Here is a 17,616-nt window from a genome sequence, read left to right as displayed (position 1 = left end):
CGTAATATAAACTAAATTCGCATGCAACTTCAAAACCAACACCAAGTAATATCCACCAATCAACAAGAACATCAAACCCAAGTCAAGACAACAACTCCCCCTCAACCCGATCCCTCCCCCCCTGCTTGGCCACATATACCCCAGCATCCGCCCGCAACAACAACGCATCCGCCCCCTCCCCCGCCCGCCACCCCGCCACCCCGAAACTCGCCGTGACCCGCCCAACGCCCTCCACCGGCACACTGCGCACCCCCTGCCACAACTCCTGCGCCAGTATCCGCGCCTGCTCGGCATTGCTCCCGGGGCACAGCACCATGAACTCCTCCCCGCCCAAGCGGCAGAACACATCGGTGCGCCGCAGCCGATGCGCGATCCGCTGGCAAAGATTGCGCAGCACATGATCCCCAACCGCGTGCCCGAACTGATCGTTGATACGCTTGAAATGGTCGATATCCAGCATGATCACCGCCAAGTCCAAACCTTCGCGCTGTGCCCGATCCAGTTCGTTGCGCAGCCGCTCCTGGAAATAGCGTCGGTTGTAGATGCCGGTCAGGGCGTCGGTCACCGACAATGCGCGTAGCTCTTCCTCGACCCGCTTGAGATCCGAGATGTCCGTCAGGTAGCCATGCCACAGCGTGCTGCCGTGCTCGCCGATCTCCGGCGTAGCCTCCCCACGCACCCAGCGCAGCCCCGCTTGCGGCAGGCACACCCGATACTCCTCGCGCCACGGCGCAAGGTGCTCGGCGGAATACCGCACCGAACGTCGTACCCGCTCCAGGTCGTCAGGGTGAATACGCTCGAACACCGCCGTGGCATCCTCGCGCAGCACCGCCAGGTCCACCTCGTAGATGTCGTGCAGCCCTTGGCTGGCGTAGGGAAAACAGGAGTGGCCATCGGCATCCAGGCGGTACTGGTAGATCCCGCCAGGCACCTCGGCGCTGAGTTTTTCCAGCAGCCGGTCGCGAGCCGCCAGGGCTTCGTGGACCCGGCGCCGCTCGGTGACATCGATGCAGATCGCCAGGTAACCCACCCACAAGCCCTGCTCGTCCAGCACCGCCGTCACCAGCATGTTGGCCAGCAGATGGCTGCCGTCCTTGCGCACCAGCGTCCAGTCCGCCGGCTGCGCGCCACCCTCCTGCACCGTTTCGGCGAACATCGCCTGGCCGGCGCCGACCTCGCGGCCAAAGCGCACGCTCAAGGCATGGGCACGCTGATGCAGCTCTTCGGGCAACACCAGGTCCTCGAGACGCAGCTGACCCAGCGCTTCGCCGGCCGAATAGCCCAGCATGCGTTCGGCACCGGCATTGAACGTGCCGATCACCCCGCGCAGGCTGGTGGCGATGATCGCGACCTGGGTCGCGGCATCGAGCACGCTGCGCAGCTGATTATGAGTCTCGCGCAACGACTGCTCGCTGACACGCAACTCGGCGGTACGCCGGGCTACCAGGCCCAGGGCACGCTGGCGCTGGCTGAACAGGCTGTAGAGCAGCAGCGCCAGCAGTACGCTCAGCAAGCCACCCAGCAATGCCACGACTGGCACCGCAGACGACCGGTTGGCCAACAGAAAGCCCTGGCTAGGTCGAATATCGAGCTGGTAGTGATGGTCGGCCAGGTGCAGCAGGTGACTGCTGGCAAGGCCCATGCGCGCCGGCGGCATGCCCGAGTCGAACAGCACCTCGTGACCGCCCTCGGTGGACAGGTCGAGGATGCGCACCACCAGGTTGTCGTCGGCCACGGTCGGCAGGCTCTCGGCAATCAACTGGTGCAGGCTGAGCAAGGCCATCACATAACCTCGGGGCAACTCGCTCGCCGGCGCATCATCGGCGAACACCGGGGCGACCATCAGCAGGCCGCGGGTGTAGGCCGGCTCGACATTGATCATGTCCAGCGGCGCGGACACGGCCATGCTGCCAGGGCCCGAGGCCCGGGCCAGGGTCGCGGCGCGCAGCGCTTGCCCGCCCAGGTCGAAGCCGTAGGGCTGGGCCTGTCGGCTCGCCGCCTGGGTGTACAGCACCGGATAGTAGTGATCGCGCATCGCTGCCGCCTGCCAGCGCCCCTGGGCGTCCAGGTCGCGAATCTGGTAAGGCTGTCCCAGCAAGGCGCTGGCGTGCTGTTCGAACGCCGCGCGCTGCCCGGACGCTACCCGCGGCGCCCAGGAATAGGCCTGGGTGCGATGCAGCAATGGACGGGCATAGCCATCGAAATCGTAGGGTGTGATTTCGCTGGAGTAGGCGAAGAAGCGGCGCAGGCCGTCCAGGCGCTGCTCCTGCTCCTCGAAACGTTCGGCGATGCGGCTGTAGCGCTCACTGGCCAGCAGCTCGAAGCGCTGGCGCAGTTGCTGCTTGAAGAAGGTCTGCGTGGCAATGGCCAGCGCGGCCGTGAGCAGCGCCCCGGCGACCAGCGCCGCCAGGGCCACGCCCCAGGCCGACAGCTCGTCACCGAACAGGCCAAGCGGCTTCGCAGGTACGCCCGGGTTCGACATAGAGGACTCTCAGCAACGTCAGCGTCCTGCGTATTGTCCCGCCCTGTCCTGCTTTATAGCCGCTGGCCAGTGGCCACGCCATGTACCTCGTCGGCTCAGCGCAAACGCAGTTGCCAGGCGCGATGGATGCGGTTGTTGCGAGCGAAGTCAGGATCCAGGGTCTGGGCGCTGATTTCCTCCACCGCATACCGCGTCGCCAGGTGCTCGTCGAGCTGGAACTTGCGGAAGTTGTTGGAGAAGTACAGCACACCACCCGGCGCCAGGCGCGCCATGGCCAGGTCGAGCAGCTGCACATGGTCGCGCTGCACGTCGAACACCCCTTCCATGCGCTTGGAGTTGGAGAAGGTCGGCGGGTCGATGAAGATCAGGTCGTAGCTGTCCTGGGCGTTCTCCAGCCAGGCCATGACGTCGCCCTGCTCCAGGCGGTTGCGCTCGGAGAAACCGTTGAGCGACAGGTTGCGCCGTGCCCAGTCCAGGTAGGTCTTCGACAGGTCGACGCTGGTGGTGCTGCGCGCGCCGCCCTTGGCTGCGTGCACGCTGGCCGTGGCGGTGTAGCAGAACAGGTTGAGGAAGCGCTTGCCCGCCGCCTCGCGCTGGATACGCAGGCGCATCGGGCGATGGTCGAGGAACAGGCCGGTGTCGAGGTAGTCGGTGAGGTTGACCAGCAGCTTGACGCCGCCTTCGCTGACTTCCTGGAAGCGTCCTTCGGTGGCCTGGCGTTCGTACTGGCGAGTGCCGGTCTGGCGTTCCCGGCGCTTGAGCACCACGCGCTGCGGATCGACGCCCAGGGCTTGGGGAATCGCGCTCAGCGCGTCGAGCAGGCGCGCCTGGGCCTTGTCCGGATCGATCGAACGGGGCGCGGCGTATTCCTGCACGTGTACCCAGTCGTGATACAGGTCGACAGCCAGGGCGTACTCGGGCATGTCGGCATCGTACACGCGGTAGCAATCGACCTTCTCGCGACGGGCCCACTTGCCCAGCTGCTTGAAGTTCTTCTGCAGGCGGTTGGCGAACATCTGCGCGCCTTCCGACAGGCGCGCCGGCTCGCTGGCCACCGGCGCCTGGCGGCGCGGCTCGTTCTCGCCCGCCTCGGGCTGGGCCTGGCGACGATCGCCGGTGACGAACTGGTCCGGCTGGACCTTGAACAGCAGCAGCTTGCACGGCAATGCGCCGTTCCAGAAAGCGTACTGCTTGTGGCTGCGGATGCCCATGCGCTTGCCCAGCTCCGGCGCACCAGTGAACACCGCCGCGTCCCAGCCCATGCACGCCTGGCGCAGGCGCTCGCCGAGGTTCTGGTAGAGGTACAGCAGGCTGGCTTCATCACCCAGGCGCTCGCCATAGGGCGGGTTGCTGATCACCAGGCCCTTCTGGTTCTGGTCCGGACGCGGTTCGAAGCTGGCGACCTCGCCCTGGTAGATCTTCACCCAGTCACCCAGGCCTGCGCGCTCGACGTTGTTGCGTCCCGGCTGGATCAGCCGCGGGTCGGCCTCGTAGCCACGAATCCACAGCGGTGGCTTGGCCAGGCCCACCTGGGCACGGGCCTGGGCCTCGTCGTGCAGCTTGCGCCACAACGCCGGCACATGTCCGAGCCAGGCCGTGAAGCCCCAGCGCTCGCGCTTGAGGTTGGGGGCGATATCGGCGGCAATCATCGCCGCCTCGACCAGGAAGGTGCCCACACCGCACATCGGGTCAGCCAGGGCGCCGCCCTCGGCCGCAATGCGTGGCCAGCCCGAGCGGATCAGCACCGCCGCTGCCAGGTTTTCCTTCAATGGCGCCGCGCCCTGCTGCAGGCGATAGCCGCGCTGGTGCAGGCTGTGGCCAGACAGGTCGAGGGACAGAATGGCCTCGCCACGGTCCAGGCGCAGGTGTACGCGCACATCCGGGTCGACCTTCTCCACCGACGGGCGCAGGCCTTCACGGTTGCGCAGCTTGTCGACGATGGCGTCCTTCACTTTCAGGGCGCCGAAGTGGGTGTTGTCGATACCCGATCCATGGCCGCTGAACTCCACCGCCAGCGTACCGTCGGCCGCCAGGTGATCGGCCCAATCCAGGGCATGCACACCGTCATAGAGGTCATCGGCGTTCTTCATGGAAAAACGCTTGAGCACCAGCAGCACCCGGTTGGCCAGACGCGACCACAGGCACAGGCGATAGGCGGTTTCCATATCGGCGTCGCCGCGAATGGCCGAGGTGTGTTCACGCACCTCGCTCAGGCCCAATTGGCGGGCCTCCTCGGCGAGCAGGCCTTCAAGACCCTTGGGGCAGGTGAGATAAAGTTCGAAACGGTCCGACATGTGCAATCCAGAGCCCTTGGCTAGGTAGATGGCAAGCCGACGCATCGGCTGCCGCTGTTTGCCCGGGCACCTTTCCAGCAGGCGCCCGGGTGGCCTTGCGAAGCGTTCGCAAGACCTGGCCGCCCGGCAGACCAATGCCTCGCGCAGAGGCGAAAGAGGCTTTGATCGTCGGGCAGTGTGAAAATTTCGTGGACCCAGGGTTCAGATGTGACCCTTCGTCGCATTACCAATTATTACTGTCATCATCGAGCAACGCTGGCCAATTGACGTCAACGTTGACTGAACCCTGATCATAGCGGGCTCAACGGCAAACAAGGTTGAGTCGCATTTATTTACTTATCCCCTCACCCTCGGAAAGGTTACGTCCTTATGACAAATCGATCATTCACACTGTGACTCGCATTCGTTAGAACTGATCTCAGGCCGCACCGCAACGGGGCGGCACTTTCAGCCCGCGACGCCGGCAGCGGGCGCAAACCGGCAGAACGATTCTGCCCGGCCTCGGAGAGGCCGACGGGACATTACAGTCAACAAGTGAGGGCAACACCCTATGAGAAGACTTAAGCGTGATCCGTTGGAAAGAGCATATTCACGTGGCTACCAGTATGGAGTCACCGGCAAATCCCGCGAACTTTGCCCCTTCAATCTACCCTCTGTACGCCAAGCCTGGATCAACGGCTGGCGCGAAGGTCGCGGCGATAACTGGGATGGCATGACCGGCACCGCTGGCATTCATAGACTCAACGAAAATCACGCCGTTGGCTGAACGAGGACACTGAATTCGAGTCACCATGCGCGCCCTATCCGGGCGGCGGGCTGCGGCCCAGGGGGTCCCTTGAGGGACCCCTTTTTTATGCTTCGAATCTTTCAACCATCGCTGCCGGTGCGGGCTTTTACTCAGTCATTGGCGCGGCATCGCCGCAATTGCATCCACTGCTTCACGAATCAACGCCGGGCCTTTGTAGATGAAGCCCGAGTAGATTTGCACCAGGCTAGCCCCAGCGGCGACCTTCTCAGCCGCGTGACGCCCCTCGGTAATGCCGCCAGCGGCGATGATCGGCAGCTTGCCGCCCAGCTCGCCCGCCAGCACCTTCACCGTGTGCGTGCTCTTTTGCAGTACCGGCGCGCCCGAAAGGCCGCCCGCCTCGCCACCGAACGGCAGACCTTCGACACCTTCACGGCCCAGGGTGGTATTGGTGGCGATCACCGCATCCATGCCCGACTCGCGCAGCGCCGCGGCCACCAGCGCGGTCTCTTCGTCGCTCATATCCGGTGCAATCTTGATCGCCAATGGCACGCGCTTGCCGTTGGCCGTGGCCAGTTGTTCGCGGCGCTCGGCCAGGGCATCGAGCAGTTGCTTGAGCGAGTCGCCGAACTGCAGCGAACGCAGGCCCGGGGTATTCGGCGAGCTGACGTTGACAGTGATATAGCTGGCGTCGTTGTAGACCTTTTCCAGGCAGATCAGGTAGTCGTCCTGGGCCCGTTCGACCGGGGTGTCGAAGTTCTTGCCGATGTTGATGCCCAATACCCCGGTGTACTTCGAGGCGCGCACACGTGCCAGCAAGTGGTCGACACCCAGATTGTTGAAGCCCATGCGGTTGATGATGGCCGTGGCTTCAGGCAGGCGGAACAGCCGTGGCTTGGGGTTGCCCGGCTGCGGGCGTGGCGTCACGGTGCCGATCTCGACGAAACCGAAACCCAGCTGGGCGAAACCGTCGATGGCCGCGCCGTTCTTGTCCAGGCCTGCGGCCAGGCCGACCGGGTTGGCGAAGTTCAAGCCCATCACCGTCACCGGCAACGCCGCCGGCTGCTTGCACAGCAGACCGTTGAGCCCGAGGCGGCCACCGGCGCCGATCAGGTCCAGCGAGAGGTCGTGGGAGGTTTCCGGGGAGAGCTTGAACAGCAGCTGGCGGGCCAGGGTATACATGGGCGGGCGGACTCGCGGTGTGTGAGGGGGCGATTATAGCCAGCGCGCCGCCGGGGCGACAGGGCCATGGCACATGGGTTGCTATGTCTGTTGCATGCAGCCCTATTGCGAACGCTCGAGGAACTCCGTGAACACAGCCCTCCCGACAACGCCCCTGGCCTGGGTCAACGGCAGCGACGCGCCGGAAAAACCCAGCCTGGACATCGGTTTCATGGCCCTCACCGACTGCGCCTCGGTGGTGGTCGCCGCCACCCAGGGCTTCGCCCAGCCATTCGGCCTGACCCTCAACCTGCGCCGGCAGGCCTCCTGGGCCGGACTGCGCGACAAGCTGGTCAGCGGCGAACTCGACGCCGCCCACTGCCTGTATGGCCTGGTGTACGCGGTGCACCTGGGTATCGGCGGCGTGCCCGCCAGCCCCCTGACCGTGCTTATGGGCCTGAACCAGAACGCCCAGGCCATCAACCTCTCTCCCGCACTGCAGCGCAAGGGCGTGACCAACCCCGAGGCACTGGCGCGGCTGGTGCACCAGCAAGGCGCACGACTGACCTTCGCCCAGACCTTTCCCACCGGCACCCATGCCCTGTGGCTTTACTACTGGCTGGCCAGCCAGGGTATCCACCCATTGCGTGACGTCAGCAGCGTGGTGGTGCCCCCGGCGCAGATGGCCGCCCACCTGCAGGCCGGGCGCATCGACGGCTTCTGCGTTGGCGAACCCTGGTCGGCCGACGCGCTCGCCAAGGGCCAGGGCTTCACCCTGGCCACCAGCCAGTCGATCTGGCCCGATCACCCGGAAAAGGTCCTGGCCTGCGCCCGCGGTTTCGTCGAACAGTACCCCAACAGCGCCCGGGCACTGATCCAGTCGGTACTCACCGCCGCGCGCTTCATCGAGCAGAGCCAGGAAAACCGCCGCAGCACCGCGCAACTGCTCAGCGGCAGCGCCTACCTTGACACCCCCGTCGACAGCATCGAGCCGCGCCTGCTCGGCGACTACCAGGATGGCCTCGGCCATCGCTGGCACGACCCCCATGCCCTGCGCGTGTTCGACCAGGGCCGGGCCAACCTGCCCTACCTGTCCGACGGCATGTGGTTCATGACCCAGTTCCGCCGCTGGGGCCTGCTGCGTGACGACCCGGACTACCTCGGGGTCGCCCGCCAGGTGCAACAGCTGGCCCTTTACCGCGAGGCCGCCTCGGCACTGGGCGTGCCCTGCGCCGACCTACCCATGCGCAGCAGCCTGCTGCTCGACGGCCGCCGCTGGGACGGCAGCGACCCCCATGGCTATGCGCGCAGCTTCCCCCTGCACGCCCTGGACGCGGCGCCTGATGCCCGCGCCAGTCACTGAGGGGGCGGACATGCTGCGTATCCTGCTGATCGACGACACCGAAAAGAAAGTCGGTCGTCTCAAGGCGGCCCTGATCGAGGCCGGCTTCGAAGTGATCGAGGCCGGCAACCTGAGCATCGACCTGCCCGCCTGTGTCGAAACGGTGCACCCGGACGTGGTGCTGATCGATACCGAGTCACCTGGCCGCGATGTGATGGAGCAAGTGGTGCTGGTCAGCCGCGATCGCCCCCGCCCGATCGTGCTGTTCACCGACGAGCACGACCCCGACGTGATGCGCCAGGCAATCCAGGCTGGGGTCAGCGCCTATATCGTCGAGGGTATCCAGGCCACGCGCCTGCAGCCGATCCTCGACGTGGCCATGGCCCGTTTCGAAAGCGACCAGGCGCTGAAGGCGCAATTGCTGGCCCGCGACCAGCAACTGGCCGAGCGCAAGCGCATCGAACAAGCCAAGGGCCTGCTGATGAAAATGAAGGACTGCAACGAGGAAGCGGCCTATACCCTGATGCGCCGCCAGGCCATGAGCCGCCAGCAGAAGCTGATCCAGGTAGCGGAACAGATCATCGCCATGTCGGAGATGCTGGGCTAGGCAAGACCTTGGCCCGCCTCTTGCTCATGGAACCCCGGGTAGCCAACGGCGGTTGCCCCCCAGACCCCGACAAAGACGTCGCTTCCCCGCCACTCATCCGTGGACCGGGCAGCGGCGTCTTTTCGTTTCCGCCCTGTGTTGTGCGCCCCACGAGGTGTCCGATGAATACGAGCTTCTGGAAATCCGGGCATGTGCCCACCCTGTTCGCCGCCTTCTTGTATTTCGACCTGAGTTTCATGGTCTGGTACCTGCTCGGCCCGATGGCGGTGCAGATTGCCGCCGACCTGCAACTGACCGCACAGCAACGCGGCCTGATGGTGGCCACGCCGATCCTGGCCGGCGCGCTACTGCGCTTTGCCATGGGCGTGCTGGTCGATCGCCTGTCGCCCAAGACCGCCGGGCTGATCGGCCAGGTGGTGGTGATCGTCGCCCTGGCCTGTGCCTGGCAGCTGGGCGTGCGCAGCTACGAACAAGCCTTGCTGCTTGGTGTGTTCCTTGGTTTTGCCGGGGCCTCGTTTGCCGTGTCTCTGCCGCTAGCCTCGCAGTGGTACCCGCCGCAGCACCAGGGCAAGGCCATGGGCATCGCCGGTGCCGGCAACTCCGGCACGGTGTTCGCCGCGCTGCTGGCGCCAGCGCTGGCCGCCGCCTTTGGCTGGAACAATGTGTTCGGCTTTGCCCTGCTGCCGCTGCTGCTGACCCTGGTGCTGTTCGCCTGGCTGGCCCGCAATGCCCCGCAACGGCCCAAGCCCAAGGCCATGGCCGACTACCTCAGGGCCCTCGGCGACCGCGACAGCTGGTGGTTCATGTTCTTCTACAGTGTCACCTTCGGCGGTTTCATCGGCCTGGCCAGCGCCCTGCCTGGCTATTTCAGCGACCAGTACGGCCTGAGCCCGGTGACCGCCGGCTACTACACCGCCGCCTGTGTGTTCGCCGGCAGTCTCATGCGCCCGCTCGGCGGCGCCCTGGCCGACCGCTTCGGCGGCATCCGCACCCTGCTGGCGATGTACAGCGTGGCCGCCGTGTGCATCGCGGCGGTGGGCTTCAACCTACCCAGCGCGGCGACGGCCCTGGCGTTGTTCGTCAGCGCCATGCTCGGGCTGGGTGCGGGCAATGGCGCGGTGTTCCAGCTGGTGCCGCAGCGCTTCCGCCAAGAGATCGGCGTGATGACCGGGCTGATCGGCATGGCTGGCGGCATCGGCGGTTTCCTCCTCGCTGCGGGCCTTGGCACCATCAAGCAGCACACTGGCGATTACCAGCTCGGCCTGTGGCTGTTCGCCAGCCTCGGCCTGCTGGCCTGGTTCGGCCTGCATGGCGTCAAGCAGCGCTGGCGCACCACCTGGGGCTCGGCCGCAGTCACCGCGGCGCGGGTCTGAGGCGCCGCCATGAGCCTGCTACTGAGCTTCGCCCAGGCCAGCGCCACAGGCCCGCGCACGGAAAACCAGGACGCCCTGCGCCTGGTCACCCCGGTACCGGAACTCGCGGCCAGCAAGGGCTATCTATGCGCGCTGGCCGACGGTGTCAGCCAGTGCGCTGACGGCGGCCTGGCAGCGCGCGCCAGCTTGCAGGCCCTGGCCCTGGACTACTACGCCACGCCCGCCACCTGGAGCGTGGCCCAGGCCCTGGACCGTCTGCTGGTGGCGCAAAACCGCTGGCTGCGCGCCCAAGGCAATGGCCAGCCGCTGCTCACCACCCTCAGCGCCCTGGTGCTGCGCGGGCGACGCTTCACCCTCGCCCACGTCGGCGACTGCCGGGTGTACCGCTGGCAGGACGACCAGCTGCAATGCCTGAGTGAAGACCATGTGTGGGACCAGCCCGGCATGCAGCACGTGCTCAAGCGCGCGCTGGGGCTGGACCAACAGTTGCTGGTGGATTATCTGGAAGGCGATCTGCACGAAGGCGAGTGCTTCGTGCTGCTCAGCGACGGCGTGTGGGCCAGCCTGGGCGATGCGCATATCCAGTCGATCCTGCGCGAACACCCCGACCTGCAGGAAGCCGCCGATACCCTAGTGGCCAGCGCCCACCATTGCGGCAGCCAGGACAATGCCAGCGCCTTGCTGGTACGAGTCGACCAGCTGGGCGCGAGCAACCTGGGCGACACCCTGGCGCAGCTCAAGCAGTGGCCGCTGCCAGCCGCTTTGCGTGCAGGCCAGATGATCGATGGCTGGCAGGTCGACGGTTTGCTGGCCCAGAGCAGGCAAGCGCTGCTCTACCGCACCCGTGATCCGCAAGGCCGGCCCTGGTTGCTCAAGACCCTGCCCCCGGCCCGCGACAACGAGCCCGGGGCCGCCCAGACCTTGCTCATGGAAGAGTGGTTCCTGCGCCGGGTCGCCGGTCGCCACTTCCCTGAAGTGCATCCGGCCAGCCAGCGCCAGCACCTGTACTACCTGATGCGCGAATACCCGGGCACGACCCTCGCCAGCCTGCTCGTGGCGAGCGGCCCGCTGCCCCTGGCGCAATGGCTGGAAATGGCGCGCCAGCTGCTGCAGGCTGTCGGCGCGCTGCACAGGCGCAACCTGCTGCACCGTGATATCAAGCCGGAAAACCTTCACTTGGGCGAAGATGGCCAGTTGCGCCTGCTCGACTTCGGGCTGGCATACTGCCCGGGGCTTTCCGAGGACCCGCCCCACGCCTTGCCGGGCACGCCTTCGTTCATTGCCCCGGAAGCCTACGACGGCCTACCCCCTGCGCCGCATCAGGACCTCTATGCCGCGGGCGTAACGCTTTACCAGCTGCTTACCGGCCACTACCCCTACGGCGAAGTCGAGGCGTTCCAACGGCCACGCTTCGGTACGCCAGTAAACCCGGCGCGCTACCGCCCGGATGTGCCGGAGTGGCTGCAGCACAACCTGTTGCAGGCGGTGGCCGCAGATCCGGCGCAACGCTTCGAGACCGCCGAACAGTGGTTGCTGTTGCTGGAGCGAGGGGATCGCCAGGAACTGGACGAGCGACCACGGCCACTGCTGGAGCGTGAGCCACTGAAGGTATGGCGCACGATTGGCTTGCTGTCGCTGCTGTTGAACATGGTGCTGTTGCTGGTTCTGCTCAAGCACTGAGCACGCGGCCATCCACGCCCCATCGCCCCCAAGAAATCGCAGACAAAGAAAAACCCGGCCGAGGCCGGGTTTTTCGTGAAGCGTCAAACCAATTACTTGGCCTGGGCTTCTACCTGAGCTTCTACGCGACGGTTGACGGCGCGGCCAGCTTCGGTGGCGTTGTCGGCGACCGGACGGGTCTCACCGTAGCCAACCGAGTCAACACGGCTCGATTCAACACCGTACTGCTGGGTCAGGACCTGCTTGACAGCGCTGGCACGACGCTCGGACAGCTTCTGGTTGTAAGCGTCTGGGCCGACGGAGTCAGTGTGACCTTCCACGGTGGTGGTGGTCTGTGGGTACTGCTTCATGAAGTCAGCCAGGTTCTTGATGTCGCCGTAGCTGTTTGGCTTGACGACCGACTTGTCGAAGTCGAACTTGACGTCCAGCTCAACGCGAACGACTTCGGCAACAGCCGGGCAGCCATCAGCGTCAACGGTAACGTTGGCTGGGGTGTCTGGGCACTTGTCGACGTTGTCGCAGACGCCATCGTTGTCGCTGTCGGAGCAGACTTCGGCAACTGGAGCAGGCGCAGGAGCGGCTTTCTGGCCACCGCTGCCACCGAAGTTCAGACCCAGACCAACGGTCGGACCCCACTCGGTGTTGCCGTTGTCGATGTTGTACATGGCTTCGACGCCGGCACGGGCGAAGAACATGTCGGTGATGTACCACTTGGCGCCAGCGCCAACGTTGGCGAAGGTGGAGTGGTCACGGCCGCTACGAGTGGCCTGGCCCAGGCTCTCGTGAGCGAAACCGGCGGAAACGTACGGACGCAGTGCATCGCCTACGGTACCGAAGTGGTAGGTAGCGTCGAGCTTGGTCTTGGAGCCTTTGATGTCTTTGTTGAAGACTTCACCACGAGCGTTGTGGGTCTCGTTGTAGCCCAGGTCCAGGGAGACGTCGTCGGTCAGGAAGTAACCGAGGCGAACACCTGGATTGGTGCCGGTGTTCTTGAAGTTACGTTCGCTGTCGTAGAACTGCTTGGTAACGTTACCTTCGATTTCGACTGCGCCTTGGCCTTGAGCCAGAGCGCCGAGCGAAGTCACGGCTACGAGCGAGCCAATGGCCAAGCCCAAGGTGTTTTTCAATTTCATCCGTTAAATCCCCATCTGGTGATAGTTAAGCAGTCCCACCAACATCCGGGGGACAACTCGACGGCAAGTCTAGCAGAACTTGCCGGTTGGTTAGAGGTATTTGCAGGCCACTAAGTTTCAGCCACGCCTGCAAATTTCTCTCTAAGCTTGTCGAGCGCACGCTTGTAGCGCATTTTCGTGGCGCTCAGGCCCATGTGCATGATGTCGGCGATCTCCTGGAATTCCAGCTCCGCGACAAAGCGCAGCACCAGGATTTCCCGGTCGATCGGGTTCACATGTACCAGCCATTTATCCAGCCCGCCTTTTTCTTCCGGCTTCGGTGCCTTGTCCTCGGACGCCTCTTCGACAGGGTCCAGGCTCAGCGCATCCATCAGCCGGCGCTTGCGACGCTCCTTGCGGTACTGGGTGATGCATTCGTTGTAGGTGATGCTGTAGAGCCAGGTCTTGAACTTGGACTTGCCCTCGAAGTTCTTCAACCCGTAGAGCACCTTGAGCATCACCTCCTGACAGACATCGTCGGCATCCCGATCGTTCCCCAGGTAGCGCGCACAGACGTTGAACAGCGTGCGCTGGTAGCGCCGCATGAGTTCCTCATAGGCGCGGGTGACATGAAACAGCTCCTCATGCGAACGCGCCACCAACTCCTCGTCGGTGAGCTCGCGGGGGTCATAGCGCATGGGCGGCGAATGAACTTTATTCAAAACGGATCTGGCCGACAGTCAGGTCAATGTCGCCGCTCGGCCCCGTGGGCCGATTTTTGCGGCGGCATACATTAACAGCTTTTGTTCGGTTAGCGGCTATTCACGCGCTGCTCGAGCAGCTCGCGATTAGACAACGACACCAGTTCGCCATCATCGGTCAGCAGGGTCGTCTTGACCGTGCCAATCTCCTCGATGTGCCCTTCGACCTCGCCAATGCGCACGTGCTGGCCGACCTGATAGAGCTCACGCACATAGATGCCGGCCAGGATCTGCCCGGCAATTTCACGGCTGCCCAGGCCCATCGCCAGGGCAATTGCCAGACCAACGGTAATCAGCCCGATGACGATCACGTGGTTGAGCAGGTCGGTCTTGACCTCCAGCTGGCTGATGGCCACCGAAATACTGATGATGATCACCAGGCCCTGGACGATACGCCCGACGCCAGCGGCGTATTCCAGGCCGATGCCCTCGGCGGCGCCGCGCACAAGGCCGTTGGCCAGTTGCGCCAACAGCACGCCGGCCAGCATCACCAGCGCCGCGCCGAATACCTTGGGCAGGTACAGCGCCAGCATGTCCAGGGTCGCCGAAACCCGCTCCAGGCCCAGCGATTCAGCCGCCGAAACCAGGAAGATCAACAGCACGAACCAATAGACGATCTTGCCGATCAGCGTCGAAATCGGTACCTGGATACCAATCCGGGCGAGCATCTTGGTCAGACCGGTACCGCTCATCAGGCGATCCAGGCCGAACTTGGCCAGTACCTTCGACAGCAAGGTGTCGAGCAGCTTGGCCACGACGAAACCGAGCAGCACCACGACCAGCGCGCCGAACAGGTTGGGGATGAAGTTCGCCACCTTGGTCCAAAGGGCAGTCATGGCGGTGACCAGGCTCTGGGTCCAGAGATCGAGTTCCATATTCAATCGGCCTTATCTGCAGGGCTGCCTGCGGCAGGGTTGCGGGTAGAGTTGCGGCGCACCGGCGCGACATGCGCCGAGCCATTGTTCACGGCGATCAGCAGCGCCTGGCTCCAGCGGCCAAGCAGGCTGAACAGATCACCCGCGCCGACCTGGCGGTTGGCGGTCTTGAGCACGCGACCCAGGCACGCGGCGTCGTCACGGTCCTGACCGGACGGCGACGCCTTGAGCAGGTCGCGCAGGGATTCTTCAAACGGATCGTGCATGGGCACCTCGCGCAATGTCAGTCAAAGACGTGGGTGCCAAGCGATGGGTCACACAGGGATGTGGGACGAATGTTTCAAAATGAGTGCGCGACCCCATCGCGGGGCAAGCCCGCTCCCACGAAACCACGCCGAGACCGTGGGAGCAGGCTTGCCCCGCGACAGGACACATCACACCCACCGCAACCGCCGGAACAGCAGCCACTGCCCAACCGCCAACCCCAGCACGATCAGGCTGGCGAACAGGAATCCATAGGGGCTGTCGGAGCCCGGAATACCGCCGACGTTGATGCCCAGCAATCCTGTGATAAAGCTCATGGGCAAGAAGATGCAGGTGATGATGCCAAACCGGTACATGGTCCGGTTCATCCGCTCGCTGCGACGCCGATCCTCACTTTCCAGCACCAGGGCGGCTCGCTCGCGGGCCAGTTCCAGCTCCTCGAGGTAGCGGATCAGGCTGTTGTTCAGCTCGTTCCAGTAATCCCCGTCGGCGTCGGCGAACCAGCTGCATTTATTGCGCGAAAGCTGGGCATAGATATCGCGCTGGGGGGCGAGGAAACGGCGCAGGCCGGCGGCACGACGGCGGATCTGCTGCAGGCTGCCCTGAGCTGGGGAATACCGTTCGTCGGATTCTGCCTTTTCCTCTTCCAGATCGACCGCTTCGGACAGGTCGCTGACCAGCGCCTGGACCTTTTCGGTCAGCAGTTCACCCATCAGCAACAACAGTTCGGAGGCCGTCTTTGGCCCCCTGCCCTCGTCCAGTTGCTGGAGCACCTCGTCGCTGGCGCGCAGCGGCCGCAAACGCAGCGAGATGACCCGCCGCGCTTCGGCGAAGATACGTACCGAAACCATGTCCTCGGGTTCGGCACCCGGGTTGAGGTTGACCCCGCGCAAGAACAGCAGCATCTGCTCGCCGGCCATCTGCAACAGGCGCGGGCGGGTGTTCTCCTCAAGCAACAGGTCGCAGGCGAACTCGCTCAGACCGCTGTCGTGCAACAGCCAGGTGCGGGTCTGCGGATGGCTGCGGTCCCAGTGCAGCCACAGGCTCTCCTGGGGCTGCAACTGCAGATCGTCCAACTCGGTGCGGGCGATCGAACGCGCGCCACCCTTGCCATCGAGCACCAGGGCATGCACCAGGCCCCATTGCGCGTTGTCTTCCTCGAACATCAAAGCTCCATGGGTGTGCGGCGGATCACTCGGGCATCTTCAGCGGGCTTGGCGAGACCAGCACGCCGTTGTTATCGGCATACACGTACTCGCCCGGACGGAAGGTCACGCCGGCAAACGTCACCGCGACATTGAGGTCGCCAATGCCGCGCTTGTCGGTCTTCATCGGGTGGCTGGCCAGGGCCTGGATACCGACATCGGTCTGCGCCAGCACGTCCACGTCACGCACGCAGCCGTAGATCAGCAGGCCTTCCCAGCCATTCTTCGCGGCCTTCTCGGCGAGCATGTCGCCCAGCAGCGCCCGGCGCAGCGAGCCGCCGCCATCGACCACCAGGACCTTGCCCTTGCCGTCGAGCTCGACCTGCTCCTTGACCAGGGAATTGTCTTCGAAGCACTTGATGGTGACGATCTGGCCGCCGAACGAGTCGTGGCCGCCAAAGTTGCTGAACATGGGTTCGAGCACCTGGACCAGGTCCGGATAGGCGTCGCACAGGTCGGGCGTTACGTAATGCTGCATGGGAAACTCCTGTCAGTCACAACGAAAGCGGGTGTCGGCCAAGGCTACACCTTGGAAGGGCCGGCAGTCATCCGGGACCGAGCAGTCAGTTGAACCGTCGCTGCACCGGCCGATGTTTCAACTGGCAGCCACAGGCTCCATCACCACCGTCGAGGCATGCACCGCTACCAGGGGGTCGCGCAGCCAGCGCTCCACCAACGGCCACACCTGGGTCTGCGCCGCCTTGCTGACCAGCATGTCGACATGCCCGAAGGCCTCGAAACCCTCCTCGCGGCCCAGGCGCAGGAACTGTCTGGCATCACCGCCAAACTGCTCGAACAGCTTGCGGCAGGCCCACACCGGATCCTGGAAGTCACCGGCTCCGGCCGCCGCCAGCAGCGGCACCTCGACTTCGGCCAGCCCCGCCCACCAGTCCTTCTCCTTGTCGCCGAAGCGACCGAACAGGCCATTCCAGCGCAGGCTCTCCAGGGCCAGGCCGATGGGTTCGTCTTCCGGGCCCCGCTTGAGGCGCGAACCGGAAATCTGCGCGAAGCGCTTGAGCAGCATGCGCGCGCCCCACTCCACCGGTGGCACTTTTAACGGCCAATAAACCCGGCTGACCTGGGTGCCAAACAACGCCGCACTGGCCACCAGGCCGGTGTCGAGATAGCCGCTGCCCAGCGCCGCCGCCAACGTGGTGCCGCCCAGCGAGTGGCCGATCCAGCGCGGAACCTGCCCGGCCTTTTCATGTACGAAGGCGCCGATCACCGGCAGGTCGTAGCGCGCATAGTCGGCCACGCGGTTCTGCCGCCAGTCGCGGTTGCGCGGCGACAGGCCGTGGCCGCGCATCTCCGGGATCCACACATCGAAACCGGCACGTGCCAGGTAGGCGCCCAGGCCGATGCCCTTGGGCGAATACCAGAAGCGTCGGTTGGAGAAGCTGCCGTGCAGGAGAATGACCGGCATGCCCTGGACGCGGTCCTGATCGGCCAGGCCCAGGCGGGTGACGGCCAGCTCCACGCTCGCATCCGGGCTGTTGCCGGCCTTGATCCGGTAGACGTCTTCGCTGAGGTCGCCGCGGCGCTCGGCACTGAGCAACGCGACGGGGAATTGGGTGGAGCTGCTTTGCATGGGTTCACAAACAAACAGAGGATATGAACGTGGGAGCGGGCTTGCCCCGCGATTGAACCAGACCTACAGACACTGCTGTCCCATCTGGCGCTATCGCGGGGCAAGCCCGCTCCCACAGTGTGTTGCC

15 protein-coding genes are annotated in these 17,616 nt (G+C 64.8%); 5 read left to right on the top strand and 10 right to left on the bottom strand.

The window, feature by feature from the left end; translation table 11 throughout:
* Positions 1 to 82: 82 nt before the first annotated feature.
* On the bottom strand, positions 83 to 2,482 hold the full coding sequence (locus CCOS191_RS08170) for a sensor domain-containing diguanylate cyclase (protein WP_046854758.1): 2,400 nt from the start codon (positions 2,480 to 2,482) through the stop codon (positions 83 to 85).
* A 95-nt stretch (positions 2,483 to 2,577) separates the two neighbouring features.
* The gene (gene rlmKL / locus CCOS191_RS08165) at positions 2,578 to 4,776 is read right to left on the bottom strand and encodes a bifunctional 23S rRNA (guanine(2069)-N(7))-methyltransferase RlmK/23S rRNA (guanine(2445)-N(2))-methyltransferase RlmL (protein WP_046854757.1); all 2,199 of its coding nucleotides are present in this window, start codon (positions 4,774 to 4,776) and stop codon (positions 2,578 to 2,580) included.
* Positions 4,777 to 5,326: 550 nt separating this feature from the next.
* Between rlmKL and rmf the strand changes: the two genes are divergently transcribed.
* Positions 5,327 to 5,542 (top strand): ribosome modulation factor, encoded by a 216-nt coding sequence (gene rmf, locus CCOS191_RS27095; RefSeq protein ID WP_003248687.1) that lies wholly within the window; start codon positions 5,327 to 5,329, stop codon positions 5,540 to 5,542.
* Between the two features lie 135 nt (positions 5,543 to 5,677).
* Here the strand turns inward: rmf and CCOS191_RS08160 are convergent, their stop codons facing one another.
* Entirely contained in the window at positions 5,678 to 6,703 is a 1,026-nt protein-coding gene (locus tag CCOS191_RS08160; protein WP_046854756.1) for a quinone-dependent dihydroorotate dehydrogenase, read from the bottom strand.
* Positions 6,704 to 6,797: 94 nt separating this feature from the next.
* Here CCOS191_RS08160 and CCOS191_RS08155 point away from each other — a divergent pair, with 94 nt between their 5' ends.
* The 4 genes from CCOS191_RS08155 (at position 6,798) to CCOS191_RS08140 (ending at position 11,684) form a co-directional block, all read left to right on the top strand.
* Positions 6,798 to 8,045 (top strand): CmpA/NrtA family ABC transporter substrate-binding protein, encoded by a 1,248-nt coding sequence (locus CCOS191_RS08155; RefSeq protein ID WP_156177515.1) that lies wholly within the window; start codon positions 6,798 to 6,800, stop codon positions 8,043 to 8,045.
* Between the two features lie 10 nt (positions 8,046 to 8,055).
* Positions 8,056 to 8,631, top strand: a complete 576-nt coding sequence (locus tag CCOS191_RS08150) for an ANTAR domain-containing response regulator (RefSeq protein ID WP_046854754.1) — start codon at positions 8,056 to 8,058, stop codon at positions 8,629 to 8,631.
* A gap of 161 nt (positions 8,632 to 8,792) precedes the next feature.
* A complete protein-coding gene (locus CCOS191_RS08145; protein ID WP_046854753.1) occupies positions 8,793 to 10,004 on the top strand; it encodes a nitrate/nitrite transporter in 1,212 nt (403 codons plus the stop codon).
* 9 nt (positions 10,005 to 10,013) lie between these two features.
* On the top strand, positions 10,014 to 11,684 hold the full coding sequence (locus tag CCOS191_RS08140) for a bifunctional protein-serine/threonine kinase/phosphatase (RefSeq protein ID WP_046854752.1): 1,671 nt from the start codon (positions 10,014 to 10,016) through the stop codon (positions 11,682 to 11,684).
* A 92-nt stretch (positions 11,685 to 11,776) separates the two neighbouring features.
* Here CCOS191_RS08140 and CCOS191_RS08135 read toward each other — a convergent pair whose 3' ends face one another.
* The 7 genes from CCOS191_RS08135 to CCOS191_RS08105 form a co-directional block, all read right to left on the bottom strand.
* Positions 11,777 to 12,817: an OmpA family protein gene (locus tag CCOS191_RS08135; RefSeq protein WP_046854751.1), complete on the bottom strand. Its 1,041-nt coding sequence runs from the start codon at positions 12,815 to 12,817 to the stop codon at positions 11,777 to 11,779.
* A gap of 110 nt (positions 12,818 to 12,927) precedes the next feature.
* Positions 12,928 to 13,494 (bottom strand): RNA polymerase sigma factor SigX, encoded by a 567-nt coding sequence (sigX, locus tag CCOS191_RS08130; RefSeq protein WP_046854750.1) that lies wholly within the window; start codon positions 13,492 to 13,494, stop codon positions 12,928 to 12,930.
* A 113-nt stretch (positions 13,495 to 13,607) separates the two neighbouring features.
* A complete protein-coding gene (locus CCOS191_RS08125; RefSeq protein WP_023632140.1) occupies positions 13,608 to 14,432 on the bottom strand; it encodes a mechanosensitive ion channel family protein in 825 nt (274 codons plus the stop codon).
* A gap of 2 nt (positions 14,433 to 14,434) precedes the next feature.
* Positions 14,435 to 14,698 carry a hypothetical protein gene (locus tag CCOS191_RS08120; protein ID WP_038706516.1) on the bottom strand — a complete coding sequence of 88 codons (264 nt, stop codon included), beginning with the start codon at positions 14,696 to 14,698 and terminating at the stop codon, positions 14,435 to 14,437.
* A gap of 168 nt (positions 14,699 to 14,866) precedes the next feature.
* Positions 14,867 to 15,862 carry a zinc transporter ZntB gene (locus CCOS191_RS08115; protein WP_046854749.1) on the bottom strand — a complete coding sequence of 332 codons (996 nt, stop codon included), beginning with the start codon at positions 15,860 to 15,862 and terminating at the stop codon, positions 14,867 to 14,869.
* 25 nt (positions 15,863 to 15,887) lie between these two features.
* Positions 15,888 to 16,379, bottom strand: coding sequence for a ribonuclease E activity regulator RraA (gene rraA, locus CCOS191_RS08110; RefSeq protein ID WP_023630330.1), 492 nt, complete (start codon positions 16,377 to 16,379; stop codon positions 15,888 to 15,890).
* Between the two features lie 117 nt (positions 16,380 to 16,496).
* Positions 16,497 to 17,489 (bottom strand): alpha/beta fold hydrolase, encoded by a 993-nt coding sequence (locus CCOS191_RS08105; RefSeq protein WP_046854748.1) that lies wholly within the window; start codon positions 17,487 to 17,489, stop codon positions 16,497 to 16,499.
* Positions 17,490 to 17,616: the final 127 nt, after the last annotated feature.

This window comes from Pseudomonas sp. CCOS 191, from assembly GCF_001007005.1.
GTDB lineage: Bacteria > Pseudomonadota > Gammaproteobacteria > Pseudomonadales > Pseudomonadaceae > Aquipseudomonas > Aquipseudomonas soli.
Note: the sequence above shows the minus strand (reverse complement) of the source record. Positions and strands in the feature narration are given on the sequence as shown.

Excerpts from the sequence above, each read along its gene's own strand:
- CCOS191_RS08170 (WP_046854758.1), bottom strand. The coding sequence starts at position 2,482 with ATGTCGAACCCGGGCGTACCTGCGAAGCCGCTTGGCCTGTTCGGTGAC.
- rlmKL (WP_046854757.1), bottom strand. The coding sequence starts at position 4,776 with ATGTCGGACCGTTTCGAACTTTATCTCACCTGCCCCAAGGGTCTTGAA.
- rmf (WP_003248687.1), top strand. The coding sequence starts at position 5,327 with ATGAGAAGACTTAAGCGTGATCCGTTGGAAAGAGCATATTCACGTGGC.
- CCOS191_RS08160 (WP_046854756.1), bottom strand. The coding sequence starts at position 6,703 with ATGTATACCCTGGCCCGCCAGCTGCTGTTCAAGCTCTCCCCGGAAACC.
- CCOS191_RS08155 (WP_156177515.1), top strand. The coding sequence starts at position 6,798 with ATGCAGCCCTATTGCGAACGCTCGAGGAACTCCGTGAACACAGCCCTC.
- CCOS191_RS08150 (WP_046854754.1), top strand. The coding sequence starts at position 8,056 with ATGCTGCGTATCCTGCTGATCGACGACACCGAAAAGAAAGTCGGTCGT.
- CCOS191_RS08145 (WP_046854753.1), top strand. The coding sequence starts at position 8,793 with ATGAATACGAGCTTCTGGAAATCCGGGCATGTGCCCACCCTGTTCGCC.
- CCOS191_RS08140 (WP_046854752.1), top strand. The coding sequence starts at position 10,014 with ATGAGCCTGCTACTGAGCTTCGCCCAGGCCAGCGCCACAGGCCCGCGC.
- CCOS191_RS08135 (WP_046854751.1), bottom strand. The coding sequence starts at position 12,817 with ATGAAATTGAAAAACACCTTGGGCTTGGCCATTGGCTCGCTCGTAGCC.
- sigX (WP_046854750.1), bottom strand. The coding sequence starts at position 13,494 with ATGCGCTATGACCCCCGCGAGCTCACCGACGAGGAGTTGGTGGCGCGT.
- CCOS191_RS08125 (WP_023632140.1), bottom strand. The coding sequence starts at position 14,432 with ATGGAACTCGATCTCTGGACCCAGAGCCTGGTCACCGCCATGACTGCC.
- CCOS191_RS08120 (WP_038706516.1), bottom strand. The coding sequence starts at position 14,698 with ATGCACGATCCGTTTGAAGAATCCCTGCGCGACCTGCTCAAGGCGTCG.
- CCOS191_RS08115 (WP_046854749.1), bottom strand. The coding sequence starts at position 15,862 with ATGTTCGAGGAAGACAACGCGCAATGGGGCCTGGTGCATGCCCTGGTG.
- rraA (WP_023630330.1), bottom strand. The coding sequence starts at position 16,379 with ATGCAGCATTACGTAACGCCCGACCTGTGCGACGCCTATCCGGACCTG.
- CCOS191_RS08105 (WP_046854748.1), bottom strand. The coding sequence starts at position 17,489 with ATGCAAAGCAGCTCCACCCAATTCCCCGTCGCGTTGCTCAGTGCCGAG.